Origin of the sequence: Tenuifilum sp. (assembly GCF_037481895.1) — a bacterium.
Lineage (GTDB): Bacteria > Bacteroidota > Bacteroidia > Bacteroidales > Tenuifilaceae > Tenuifilum > Tenuifilum osseticum.
Window position 1 is genome coordinate 1 of record NZ_JBBFKU010000055.1, and the last position, 12,543, is coordinate 12,543.

Consider the following 12,543-nt stretch of genomic DNA (forward strand, 5'->3'; position numbering starts at 1 on the left):
AAAAATATCAACTGATTATCAGGCAGTATGGTGAACAAACAGGTGAAATTACGTTTTAGTCGGACAATAGTGATTTTATAATAATTTATTGTTTTTTAAACGTAATTATTGCACCAACAGGAACATAATATTCATCTGGTTTAAGAAATTTAATTTTCAGTTCTCTTGTTGTTTTATTGTATGATAAAATTTCAAATATCGCACCATCACCAATTTCTATTTTATTTTCAGTATCAAATAAAATAAAATCTAAACCATCGTTAATGTAAGATGAACATCCCACATGCCAATCACAATATCCATCAACATAGGTAATTTCACCCGGCTGTTTGGGTTTAATATCTAACTCAAAAATAATCAAACCCTTTTTATTTTCAGGAATATTAAATGATGCGCTAAGTTCATCGCAGTTGGTAATCACATCACCCATGTATTCGGTGGATTGGTGTTGCCAATACCCCATAAGTTCATTGAGTTCAATGATGTGCTTGAACGTTGGGGTTGGTTCTTCATCATCATTCTTATCGCAAGCGGTATTAACCAATACCATTGCGAACATCATAATCAGTAAATTCAGTCTTTTCATAGTTTTCAGTATTTAAGTTTGATTGTGCTAGCTCATTTCAACCATGTTGCTGTTGTGCCTTTAAATCAATCTTATATGTTTCAAAGCAATTTTAAATCAAATTTATATAATATTTTTTAAAATCAATAAAAAATTGTTTAGTCACGTACTCCAGACTAAATGTTATTGAGTATTTTCAAACGAGTTCCGAAAAAATAAAACAGATTACTGGGATACGCTCGAACAACGGCTTGAAAAGGCTTAGGGTACGTGTACATATCCGCGCCAGCAAGGATAGGGATGGGTGAAGCGAAAAAAGCGAACGCGACAGGGAGTCGCGCTCGAACACAAGAGTGTTATAAACTATTTACAATAATCACTAAAAACTAAACACCAAACGCTATACCCTGCCCTACTTCCCCCTGAATAGGTGCAGGAACCCCTTGTAGGGGCCACGGGAAAAACGACGATCGTCCCAGCCACGGGCCTCGATAATGTAGTAGTAAACACCCTCGGCGGCCTCGGCTCCTAAGCTGGTGCGACCATCCCAGCCTTCCCAATCGCGGGGATTGCCGCTATAGGTGTACACCAACTTACCGCTGCGGCTATATATACGGATGGTAAACGAACGGATGGAGCGGATGCTCTCATCGGTGTCGGAAAAGCGGAAAAGGTCGTTCTTGCCATCGCCGTTGGGCGAAAAAACATTGGGGATGGCATCGGCGCTAATGCGCGAGGAATCAACCTTAATATCGGTAATAACCGAGTCGATACACCCCGAGAGGGTATTTACCGAGTAATGGTAAACCTTGTAGAATCCGGGAACCATTACCTTTTTATCGGGGAATGCCTCGTTGCGCTGTGCAATCAAGGAACTATCGCGCCAAACAGTAATATCATAGATGCTTTCAGGTGTAATCTTTCGGGTTGTAATGCGCCAGTAAATGGAATCGCAATTCAGGCTTTTGCTTTCGAGCCTCAGGCCAAGCAGAGCCTCATACTCGGCATTCGCATCAAAATCGTTCCATACTCCATTTTCGTCAACCTGAATCAGATTATCGGCCTTGGTTGCAATGGCAGCAACCTCCGGGGTTGTAAGGGTTAAGGTTCTGCCAAACGGGTTTTGGATGGTAACGGTATAGGTGGAATTATACAGAGGTGCAGGATTTTCAATAACCAACTTTAATGCTGAGGACGATGGCAGCTCAATACGGCTCTCCGATGCCTGCCAGGTAACATTTGCAAAGTATTGCTGTCCGTAAGTATTGCGTTCAGGCTGATTTGAGCGCGAAAGGTCATGGTAAACAAACCGGTCGTAGGCAATGTTGTACGACGAGGGAGTTGTGATTGGGTTAAGCTCAAGGAACTGGCAGCTATTGTATATGTCAATCCGGTTGAGCGTAACATTATCGGTAAAAAGCCAGCAGGTAAAGGTTTCAGTAGAATCGGTAATATCAGTGATTACCACTCTGTAGCCACCCTCGGTCAGGCTTAATTGGTTGCTTTGCGCAACACCTGTTTCCTCCGCAAACTGTTCAAACCGTAAGGCAGGATTTGAGATTAGAGGGTTATACCTATACCATTTAAAGCTGGCACTATTCCCGGTGGTGTGGCGAGCGCTAAGCGATCCAATATCGCCATAAAATACAAATATTGAATCCTGTTTAGCCGTATTGCTGTACTGGGTAAGTAAGGTTAAAACCCTCCCCGGAGCAGTTAGCTGTGCCTGCGAGGCAAAGGCCCAACTCGCAGTGGCGATTAACACAAGGTGTATTTTAGTCCAAAATCGCATCAGAAATAGTTAGTGTAACGGTATGGTTTTGGTTTATTAAACGGTAAAGATGCAAAATTATGCATAAAGTTTTGCAGAATATTTCTGATGATTTTGGCTATTCAATCCTACGAATATCGGCGCCAATGGCATTGAGTCGCCCATCAATATTCTCGTATCCGCGGTCAATCTGCTCAATATTGTGAATAACGCTCTTCCCCTCGGCCGAAAGGGCAGCAATAAGCAGGGCAACGCCTGCCCTGATATCGGGCGAGGTCATAACGGTTGGGCGTAGCTTCATATTCCTATCGTGACCTATAACGGTAGCGCGGTGCGGGTCGCAAAGGATTATTTGAGCGCCCATGTCGATTAGCTTATCCACAAAGAATAGTCGGCTCTCAAACATCTTCTGATGGATTAGCACTGAGCCCTTAGCCTGGGTGGCAACCACCAGGAAAACGCTGAGCAGGTCGGGGGTTAGCCCGGGCCATGGAGCATCGGCAATGGTGAGTATGGAACCATCAATAAAGGTATCAATCTCGTAATGCTCCTGGGATGGAATATGGATATCATCGCCAATAACCTCAAACTCAATGCCCATGCGACGGAACGAATCGGGAATAATGCCAAGGTTTGGATACGATACGTTACGAATGGTGATATCGCTGGCAGTCATGGCCGCAAGACCAATGAACGAACCAATCTCAATCATATCGGGTAGTATGGTATGGGTGCAACCACCCAGCGACTCAACCCCCTCAACGGTAAGCAGGTTTGAACCGATACCCGATATTTTTGCTCCCATGCTAACCAGCATCTTGCTAAGCTGCTGTAGGTATGGTTCACATGCAGCATTGTAAATGGTGGTTGTGCCCGGAGTAAGCACCGCGGCCATTAGTATGTTAGCCGTTCCGGTAACCGAGGCCTCATCGAGCAGCATGTATGCCCCCCGCATGTTTTTACCCTCAAGGGTAAAGAAATTCTCACGTGTATCAAAGTTAAAGGTTGCGCCCAACTTCTGGAATCCCAGGAAATGGGTATCCAAGCGTCGGCGGCCAATTTTATCGCCACCGGGTTTTGGGGCGTATGCTCGGCCGTATCGCGCCAGCAGTGGTCCAACCACCATGATTGAGCCGCGAATGGCAGCAGCCTTAACCTTAAAATCGTTTGTGGTAAGATATTCTACATCAACATTTTTGGCCCTAAAGGTGCATTCCGAGGAGCTATGCCTCTGAACCTCTACTCCCATTCCCTGAAGCAGCTCAATTAGTTTATTAACATCGCGGATGTTTGGGATATTCTTGATTGTAACAGGTTCAGCTGTGAGTAGCGTGGCGCAGATGATTTGTAGGGCTTCATTCTTTGCCCCCTGCGGGTGTAACTCGCCTTTTAGCGGCTTACCACCGTATACCTCAAATGTTGCCATGTAGTAAATATTTTAACGCTTACGATGATGTTTGGGTCGCTTACCTCCGGTAGGTTTAACCTCGCGCTTATCAATCAGCTTTGAGCCCGGAGCCATAACCAGCCTGCCATTGCTGAGGGTTTGCATATCGCGAAATATATCGTCGTCGGTAACCGATTCCTTATTCCAGGTAATATTGGCCTTTTTCATCTGGTTGGCAATAAGCTGCTTAAAGGCCTCCTTTTCGGGACCCTCGTCCATTGCAATGGCCTTCTCAATCATCAGCTCAATAATTCGCCCGTAATGCTTGAACTTAACGGGATGGCTGGGGTAAGGAACGTTCCGTGGCTTTTCGTAATATTTTTCCACGTCGGGCCTGGGGTAAGGCGAATCGATATCGAGCTTGAAGTCGGACATGATGAAAAGATGATCCCAAAGCTTATGGCGGAAATCGTTAACCGCTCTCAGCTGGGGATTAAGATTGCCCATTATGGCAATAAGTGATTTGGCAAGCCTGTTACGCTCATCCCTATCCTCAATGCTTGCTATGTGATCGACCATTTGCTGGATATGCCTTCCGTACTCGGGTAATCGCAGCTTTTTTCGTTGGGTATTGTAATCCATCTAAAGTGTTTTAGTAAGAAATGCAATAAATATTAGAAGTATAAGACATTCTTATTTATCACAAAAGTACACTAAAAAATTCATTTTAATCCAAATTCGTTAATTGATGAAATCAATAGGCAAATTTCTACAAAAAATGTTTCCCCATTACTATTTAACGTATTCTAACTCCCTCCCATTCTAATGTTCCGAATCATTCCGACTCATTCCGAGTCTTTCAGCCCCATTTCTCTAATAATGCTTCTATCTCCCCATTTTTATTAGTCTGGTTGAATTTTTAATTAAAGGTACTTGAATTATTCCCACACCCCTCCATTATCAAAGAATTCAAACAGGTATTCGTCCTGATACTTGATATCGTTTTTTTTCAAAATCTCAAAATATTCTTCCTTAAACGATTTCTTTTGATGATGCTGCTCCTGGTTGTGAATGTATTTCACTACACTATCGAGTTGTGAACGCGAATGTGAGAATGCCCCATAACCTCTTTGCCATTCAAATTTGAATTTTGAAAGTTTTTCTTCGTTTACCCAAGCAGTACTTGAAGTTTTAATATGCTCCACTAAGTGGGGTATTAACTGGTTTACATTGTAACCAATAAAAATATGGATATGGTCGGGCATACAGTTCACTGCTAGTATTTTATGTCCGTTGTTCTGAACAATACCAGTTATATATTTTTCCAGATTTTCTTTCCACGATTTTTTTATTAAAGCATCTCTGTTTTTAGGCGAGAAAACTAGATGTACGTATAACTGGGTAAATGTGTTAGCCATACTCTTTTTTTCAAATATAATTGTTTTTAATTTTTGATGGGATGCAATTTTATGAAATACTTTATTATACTTTAATACAAAGGTTTCGGCGCTATGCGCCTAATGGCTCACTTGAATGTATTTTGAGTACAAGGATTTCGGTGCTACGCACCTATTACAGTTGCAGCGCAAGGAAGTATTTGTTGAGAAAAAGAATAATTAATCAAATCGGTACAATGGTTTCGGTGCTACGCAACTCTTGCAGCTGCAGCGCAGCGGAATATTTGTTGGGAAAGGAACAATTAATCATAACCTCAAGCTGCAGCGCAGCGGAACCATAGATTATCCTTTGATCTATTTGCTCAGGAGTTGAATAATGTTTCGGCGCTACGCGCCTAATGGCTCGCTTGTGTGCATTTTGGGTACAAAGGTTTCGGTGCTACGCACCTTTTAAAGTTGCAGCATAGCGGATTATTTGTTGGGGAAAGGAATAATTAATCAAATGGGTACAATGGTTACGGTACTACGCACCTCTTTCAGCTGCAGCGCAGCGGAATATTTGTTGGGGAAGGAACAATTAATCATAACCTCAAGCTGCAGCGCAGCGAAACCAAAGATTTTCCTTCAATCAATTCGCCCCAGAATAGATTAAGGTTTCGGTTCTACCCCACCTTAACCAGCTAATTGTTTTATACAAGCTGTTTTAGGTTTGCAAATTTAAGCAATAAATTCTTAGAGCCCACAATGTTAAAGCTAACCAAAGCTTTGCGGTTAGGCCCGACACCCTCAATTGCCTCCACAACACCCTCGCCAAACTTGGCGTGGAAAACGGTCATTCCTACCGTAATGGCATCGGGCGATATATCCTTGGCGTTTTTAGGAGCTGATGGCACCTGAGTGCTTGCCCTTGAGAACGCCGATGCAGACTGTGTGGAGGGTTGGCGGTTAAATCCGCCAAAGTTTTGCCCCTTCACAGCTTGCCTCTCGGCCGTGCTCCCAAACTCATCGTCGCTATAGGGTACATCGATATATTCAGAGTCTATCTCCTTGATAAACCGGCTTGGAGTGCATTGCGTTGGCGAGCCCCACCTATAGCGGGTTTGGGCATAGGTGATATATGCCCTTCTGGCAGCGCGGGTAAGTGCAACGTAAAAAAGGCGACGCTCCTCCTCAAGGTCTTCGGGCGATTTAATATTTAACGTTGAAGGAAAAAGGTTCTCCTCGAGTCCAGTGAGAAAAACGTAATCGAACTCAAGCCCCTTGGCGGAGTGAACGGTCATTACGCTAACCCTGTTTTTGTCGCCATCCTTATCGGTATCCTGATCGGTAAGCAGGGCAACGTTCTCAAGGTAATCGACCAGGGTTACAGTTTCCTCCATGCCCTCCTCCTTACGACCTTCAATAAACTCGCGGATACCGTTAAGCATCTCCTCAATGTTCTGCAGGCGCGATATCCCTTCCTGGCTCTTATCGGCCTTTAGGTCGGTGAGCATGCCCGAAGCGTTAGCAATGGCATACACAGCCTCGTAGGCATCCATAGTGTAAACCTTTTGCTGGAACGACACTATCAGATTCCTGAACTCCTCAAGCTTTTTGGCAGCAGCAGGTTTAACCCCTCCATTATGTTTACCCAGTTCACCCACGGTTTGCCAAAGGCTAAGTCCCAACTGGTTGGCAAGGGCCTGAAGGTGCTCCATGGTTGTGTCGCCTATTCCACGGGCGGGGTAATTAACCACCCGGTTAAAAGCCTCATCGTCGTTGGGGTTTACTGTAAGACGAATGTAGGCTATTAGGTCCTTTATCTCCTTTCGCTGGTAAAACGAGAGGCTACCGTAAATACGATAGGGTATGTTGCGCTTGCGCAGGGTTTCCTCAAAAATACGCGACTGGGCGTTAGTGCGGTAAAGAATGGCAATATCGCTATAGCTGCAATGGGCTTGGTGCACCAGGCTCACAATTTCCGAAGCCACAAGGAAACCCTCCTCCTGATCGGTAAACGCTTTAATCAACTTTATCGGTTCGCCCACCTCGTTACTGGAATAGGCCACCTTTGGTATTTGACGCTGGTTCTTGGCAATTACGCTATTTGCAGCATTTACAATGGTTTGGGTAGAACGGTAGTTCTGCTCCAGCTTGAACAGCTTATAGTCCTTGTAATCGTTCTGGAAGTTGAGGATATTCTCAATTTTTGCACCACGGAACGAGTAAATGCTCTGGGCATCGTCGCCCACCACGCAAAGGTTACGGTGACTCTCGGAAAGCTTTTTTACAATCAGATACTGCGAGAAGTTGGTGTCCTGATACTCATCGACCAGGATGTAGCGGAACTTATTCTGGTACTTTTGCAGCACATCGGGGAAATCGCGGAAAAGAATATTGGTGTTCAGCAGCAAATCGTCAAAGTCCATAGCCGAAGCCTTTTGGCATCGCTGGGAGTAAAGGGTGTAAATTCGATGTATTTCACCCTTGCGGGAGCTAATATCCTGCGAAACGATGGAGGCATTTTGTGCATAGGCTTGAGGCGTTATCAGGTTGTTCTTGGCAATGGATATTCGCGACAGAATCTCGCCGGGCTTATACACCTGAACATCGAGCTTAAGTTCCTTAATGATTTGGGCAATCAGGTTCTTGGAGTCGGTGGTGTCGTAAATGGTAAAATTCTTGCTATATCCAAGTAACTCGGCCTCGTTACGCAGGATTTTAGCAAATATTGAGTGAAAGGTTCCCATCCAGAGCTTAGCAGCAGTCTCATGCCCCACAATGCGGGCAATACGCTCCTTCATCTCCCTGGCTGCTTTATTGGTAAAGGTAAGCGCCAAAACCGACCATGGCTTAACGCCTAGGGTAAGTAAGTGTGCAATGCGATATGTTAAAACCCTTGTTTTACCTGAACCTGCCGAAGCAATCACTAAGCTGGGCCCCTCAGTGCAAGTAACCGCCTCGCGTTGAACCTCGCTTAACTCATCCAAATAGTTTGTCATTCCAGCTCTAAAAAAATTTACCACAAAAGTAGTGGTAGCATACCATTACAACAAGCATATCATTAGTTTGTTATCAACATGCTTTATAATGAAACGATATTTATTGTCAAATTCGATACTGGTTAATAGCGAAACTGCAATCCACCAAACACATCGGCAGGGATACATCTTGTAAAAATCGATTTTGTTTTATACTTTTAGTATGGGAAAACCTTTTGATAACCAAAATGGAAAAATTAATACATTCACGGTCAACCATTGCCAGCCTGATATTCAACGGTAAAATGTTCCACCTGCTAAACCCCTGGCATATTGAGGTAGATACCAATCAGGAAACCATTACCATACGTAAGCGCAACCCATTCCTGATAGGGTTCGATGAGCAAATAGTATCGTTCAGGTATATCCGCAGTATAATGATAGATGAGCACCTGTTTGGCGCCGATATTCACGTAAAGGTAGTAGGAGGCAGAGCCTCGGCCTACTGCATTTCCAAGAGCGATGCCAGGAGAATTAAAAATACGCTCCTGGAATACAATGCCACAAAAAGGGGAAGGGGAATAATCTTTTCATAGAGTAGATATCTCGCTAAAAAACTTAAGTTTATTTTTTTTGATTTACTTTGGGGCTACATTTTTGTTGTAATTACCCCAAGTAATCTTTTATATGCAATCACAGGAAAAACATCAGGAATCTACAGTAGTGCTAATCCTGGTAATGTTCACATCGTTTATTACTCCCTTTATTGGGTCGGCAATAAACCTGGCTTTGCCAATGATTGCCCATGAGTTTGGGCTAAATGCTATAACTATGAGCTGGGTAACCATGGCCTTTCTGCTCTCGTCGGCAGTATTTCTGGTGCCCCTAGGTAAGTTGGCCGACATATTCGGACGGAAAAGAGTTTTCCTTACCGGTAATGTGGTGCTTGCATTGGCATCGCTTTTGGCCGTATTTGCGCCCAATGGTGCAACACTCATAGCATTGCGGGTTGTTCAGGGAATTGGAAGCGCCATGATGTTTGCAACTGGCATCGCCCTTATCACATCAGTGTTCCCGCCCAACGCAAGGGGTAGAGCTATTGGAATGAACGTTACTGCGGTATATGTTGGTCTTTCGGCTGCGCCGGTTCTTGGAGGTTTAATGATTGACGCACTGGGGTGGCGAAGCTTGTTCTACATCCCGGCATTGCTGGGCATACCTGCCGTGATTGCAGCTATACTTACCATTAAAGGCGAATGGGCCGAAGCCAAAGGCGAAAAGTTCGATATTTTAGGGTCAGGTATATTTATAGTATCGATGTGCGCCCTGATGTATGGGTTCTCAAAACTCCCATCCACTGTTGCTATAGCCCTAACCGTAGTAGGCCTTTTAGGCCTTGCCCTTTTTGTTAAGCTGCAGATGAAACTTGAATACCCGGTTTTTAACGTATCGCTCTTCAGGGTCAATAGGCTTTTTGCGCTTTCGAACCTTGCTGCGCTGATAAACTATGCAACCACCTTTGCCATAACCTTTGTTTTAAGCCTTTACCTGCAATACATCAAGGGTTTAAGTGCTCGCGAGGCTGGCTTGCTTCTGGTTATTCAACCGCTAGTTATGGCGGTTATAGCATCGTGGTCGGGACGGCTTTCCGATAAGCACGATCCACGCATACTGGCATCGGCAGGCATGGGAGTAATTGCAGTAGGTTTGGCTCTGCTTATCCCTATCAGTAACGAAACAGCTGTTTCCTACATTGGGGTGGTTCTGGGATTGCTGGGGCTTGGTTTTGGAATGTTCTCATCGCCCAATACCAATGCCATTATGGGCTCGGTTGAAAAACGTTACATTGGACTTGCATCGGGGACAGTGGCAACCATGCGGTTAGTTGGCCAAATGTTGAGCATGGGTATTGCCACCATGGTAATCCATGTATTTATTGGCACGGGAACCATAAACGCATCAAACCATAAGCAGTTTATTCTTTCGGCCAGTGTTACGTTTGCAATATTTGTAGCCTTAAGCGTTTTAGGGGTTTGGGCATCGCTGGCAAGGGGTGGGAAGAACGGAAATCAAGCTTAAAAGCATTTCAACATCAATTTTATTGGTCAACCCAATCGCCATGCGCCTTAATTAATGCAATTAGCTCATCAATAGCCTGATCCTCAGGGATATTCTTCTTTACAACCTCCTTACCCTTGTAAAGGGTAATCCTGCCGGGGCCTGCACCCACATAGCCGTAATCAGCATCGGCCATTTCGCCCGGGCCATTTACTATACAACCCATTACCCCAATTTTTAACCCTTTCAGGTGCGAGGTAGCGCTCCTAACCTTTTGTAGCGTTTGCTGCAGGCTGAATAGCGTGCGTCCACAGCCGGGGCAAGCAATATATTCCGTTTTGGTAACTCGTGTTCGGGCAGCCTGCAGAATGGCAAATGCTGTATTCCTTATCACCTCAGGGGATAGTGGCGAAGTTAACATTACCCCGTCAATCAGCCCATCAATCAGTAGCCCACCCACATCGGCAGCAGCTTTAAGCTGAAAATCTTCCTTTTCGGCATCGGAGTAACCCCGTGCGGCAACCACAGGTAAGCTAATTTCCTGGCGCATCAGCTCAATCACAGCAGCCCGTTGCTCAGCAAATCCATTTGAATTGCTGGTGGATAACAACAACGCCACGTTTTGACTTCCCTTTAGTGCCGATACCAGATTAGGGTTTAACAGATCGGTATAGGTAACGCTTAACAGCACCGAACCCAATGACTTTTGGTTGATAAAATCATCAACCTTTATCAAGCGGAAATTGGGTGTATGTTCCGAAATAACCGGTAAACCATTGAGGTTGGGGTTTGGTTCAAATCCGGGAACTACAAAGTAGTCGGGTGCGGTATCGGTTGGCTGCCATACCTTTTTTACCGAATCGAATCTCCATCCCCACGCATAGGCAGTTGACTCAGTAAAAGTTTCGTTGATGTAAGCAAATACTCGTGGAGGGTTTGCTCCTCCAACGCCTTTAACCTCAGGGGTTACCCTCCGGTTATACTCGTACAGATTGTACGGTAGGCTATCGATGCTTTTTAAGCTAGGCGAAGTTTTCCTATTGGCAAAGTAGTTTACCAATTTCCTTGCTACCGGTATTTCGTTTTCGGGCTCCTCGGTAAGTGAAACCCGAATGGTATCGCCAATGCCATCGGCAAGGAGCGCGCCAATTCCCACAGCCGATTTAATTCGGCCATCCTCGCCATCGCCAGCCTCGGTAACACCAAGGTGAAGCGGGAAATTCATACCCTCGGCATCCATGGTGGCAACCAAAAGCCTTACGGCTTGTACCATCACACGGGTATTGCTCGATTTCATGGAGATAACCAGCTGGTTAAACCCATGCTTTCTGAAAATACGCAGGAACTCCATGGCCGACTCAACCATTCCAGCGGGAGTATCGCCATAGCGACTCATAATCCTATCGGAAAGTGAGCCATGGTTTACCCCAATGCGAATGGCAACGCCTCGTTCCCTGCAAATCTCAATTAGCGGAAGTAACCTCTCCTCAATGCGTTTGAGCTCATCGGCATACTCCTGGTCGGTGTAGCTAACGGTTTCAAACCTGGCGCGGGGGTCCACATAGTTGCCCGGATTTATTCGCACCTTTTCCACATGCTTGGCAGCTTCAAGGGCTGCCGCAGGGTTAAAATGAACATCGGCCACAATGGGGGTGATATAGCCCCTGGCAATAAGCTCGCCCTTTATGTTTTGCAGGTTAGCAGCCTCGCGGGTGCCCTGAGTGGTAATACGCACAAACTCGGCTCCAGCCTCAATTGCCCTAATGCATTGCTCAACGGTTGCCTGCGTGTTGTTGGTATCGGTAGTGGTCATGGTCTGCACCCGTATAGGATTACCTCCGCCCAGCGGAGTATTGCCAACCATAACCTCAACGGTTATTCTGCGCTTAAACTCAGCTATACTATCGATGTAGCTCCTCATGGCAAATAGTATTATTCTGCAAAGTAAATACTTTTTACAGTATTACCCGGGTTGAAAGGTGAGAGGTGAACATAAAAAAATAGAACACTGATTACACTGATTTAATTGATTTACACAGGTTAAATTAACAGAACACTTAATGCTAATAAACAAACTCTATGCTTGAATTTATTTAAACTGCGTGGTAATTAGTTTTATTAGACCATTCCGTCAACTTTATAGTCTGGACCAGGCTTTTTGAATATACTTGTTGTAATTTTTTTTGATTATAATACTCTATGAGTGTAGCAATAGTTAATAATCATTAAATACTAAAATTAAAGTTTCTTATCATTATATTTTCTAATAATTTCTTCAAGCCTTATTTTATTTGCAGTTTCAATTTTTTCCAAAATTTCATCAATTTGTATCACAGCTGTCCAAAATAATTTAAAATCAAAAAATGCCTAATTGTTAATCAGGTGGTTAGGGTTCAAAAGTAATC

At 44.4% G+C, this 12,543-nt stretch carries 9 protein-coding genes; 2 read left to right on the top strand and 7 right to left on the bottom strand.

Annotated elements, in window-relative coordinates:
- Positions 1 to 85: 85 nt before the first annotated feature.
- From WHS63_RS12610 to WHS63_RS12635, 6 genes are all read right to left on the bottom strand, one after another.
- The gene (locus tag WHS63_RS12610; protein ID WP_445205412.1) at positions 86 to 586 is read right to left on the bottom strand and encodes a hypothetical protein; all 501 of its coding nucleotides are present in this window, start codon (positions 584 to 586) and stop codon (positions 86 to 88) included.
- Between the two features lie 391 nt (positions 587 to 977).
- Entirely contained in the window at positions 978 to 2,357 is a 1,380-nt protein-coding gene (locus WHS63_RS12615; protein ID WP_445205413.1) for a T9SS type B sorting domain-containing protein, read from the bottom strand.
- A 97-nt stretch (positions 2,358 to 2,454) separates the two neighbouring features.
- Positions 2,455 to 3,762: a UDP-N-acetylglucosamine 1-carboxyvinyltransferase gene (murA, locus tag WHS63_RS12620; RefSeq protein WP_445205414.1), complete on the bottom strand. Its 1,308-nt coding sequence runs from the start codon at positions 3,760 to 3,762 to the stop codon at positions 2,455 to 2,457.
- 12 nt (positions 3,763 to 3,774) lie between these two features.
- A complete protein-coding gene (locus tag WHS63_RS12625; RefSeq protein ID WP_369489578.1) occupies positions 3,775 to 4,365 on the bottom strand; it encodes a DUF4290 domain-containing protein in 591 nt (196 codons plus the stop codon).
- Positions 4,366 to 4,661: 296 nt separating this feature from the next.
- Entirely contained in the window at positions 4,662 to 5,141 is a 480-nt protein-coding gene (gene tnpA / locus WHS63_RS12630) for an IS200/IS605 family transposase (protein WP_445205415.1), read from the bottom strand.
- Between the two features lie 668 nt (positions 5,142 to 5,809).
- On the bottom strand, positions 5,810 to 8,101 hold the full coding sequence (locus tag WHS63_RS12635; RefSeq protein ID WP_445205416.1) for an ATP-dependent helicase: 2,292 nt from the start codon (positions 8,099 to 8,101) through the stop codon (positions 5,810 to 5,812).
- A gap of 227 nt (positions 8,102 to 8,328) precedes the next feature.
- Here WHS63_RS12635 and WHS63_RS12640 point away from each other — a divergent pair, with 227 nt between their 5' ends.
- Together WHS63_RS12640 and WHS63_RS12645 are read left to right on the top strand one after the other, a co-directional pair.
- Positions 8,329 to 8,676, top strand: coding sequence for a hypothetical protein (locus tag WHS63_RS12640; RefSeq protein ID WP_445201088.1), 348 nt, complete (start codon positions 8,329 to 8,331; stop codon positions 8,674 to 8,676).
- A gap of 91 nt (positions 8,677 to 8,767) precedes the next feature.
- Positions 8,768 to 10,159 (top strand): MFS transporter, encoded by a 1,392-nt coding sequence (locus WHS63_RS12645; protein ID WP_445205417.1) that lies wholly within the window; start codon positions 8,768 to 8,770, stop codon positions 10,157 to 10,159.
- A 19-nt stretch (positions 10,160 to 10,178) separates the two neighbouring features.
- Here WHS63_RS12645 and ispG read toward each other — a convergent pair whose 3' ends face one another.
- Positions 10,179 to 12,059, bottom strand: coding sequence for a (E)-4-hydroxy-3-methylbut-2-enyl-diphosphate synthase (gene ispG, locus WHS63_RS12650; RefSeq protein ID WP_445205418.1), 1,881 nt, complete (start codon positions 12,057 to 12,059; stop codon positions 10,179 to 10,181).
- Positions 12,060 to 12,543 lie beyond the last annotated feature (484 nt).

Bases quoted from the DNA above. Each gene is read 5' to 3' on its own strand.
- ispG (WP_445205418.1), bottom strand. From the start codon at position 12,059: ATGAGGAGCTACATCGATAGTATAGCTGAGTTTAAGCGCAGAATAACC.
- murA (WP_445205414.1), bottom strand. From the start codon at position 3,762: ATGGCAACATTTGAGGTATACGGTGGTAAGCCGCTAAAAGGCGAGTTA.
- WHS63_RS12625 (WP_369489578.1), bottom strand. From the start codon at position 4,365: ATGGATTACAATACCCAACGAAAAAAGCTGCGATTACCCGAGTACGGA.
- tnpA (WP_445205415.1), bottom strand. From the start codon at position 5,141: ATGGCTAACACATTTACCCAGTTATACGTACATCTAGTTTTCTCGCCT.
- WHS63_RS12610 (WP_445205412.1), bottom strand. From the start codon at position 586: ATGAAAAGACTGAATTTACTGATTATGATGTTCGCAATGGTATTGGTT.
- WHS63_RS12635 (WP_445205416.1), bottom strand. From the start codon at position 8,101: ATGACAAACTATTTGGATGAGTTAAGCGAGGTTCAACGCGAGGCGGTT.
- WHS63_RS12645 (WP_445205417.1), top strand. From the start codon at position 8,768: ATGCAATCACAGGAAAAACATCAGGAATCTACAGTAGTGCTAATCCTG.
- WHS63_RS12640 (WP_445201088.1), top strand. From the start codon at position 8,329: ATGGAAAAATTAATACATTCACGGTCAACCATTGCCAGCCTGATATTC.
- WHS63_RS12615 (WP_445205413.1), bottom strand. From the start codon at position 2,357: ATGCGATTTTGGACTAAAATACACCTTGTGTTAATCGCCACTGCGAGT.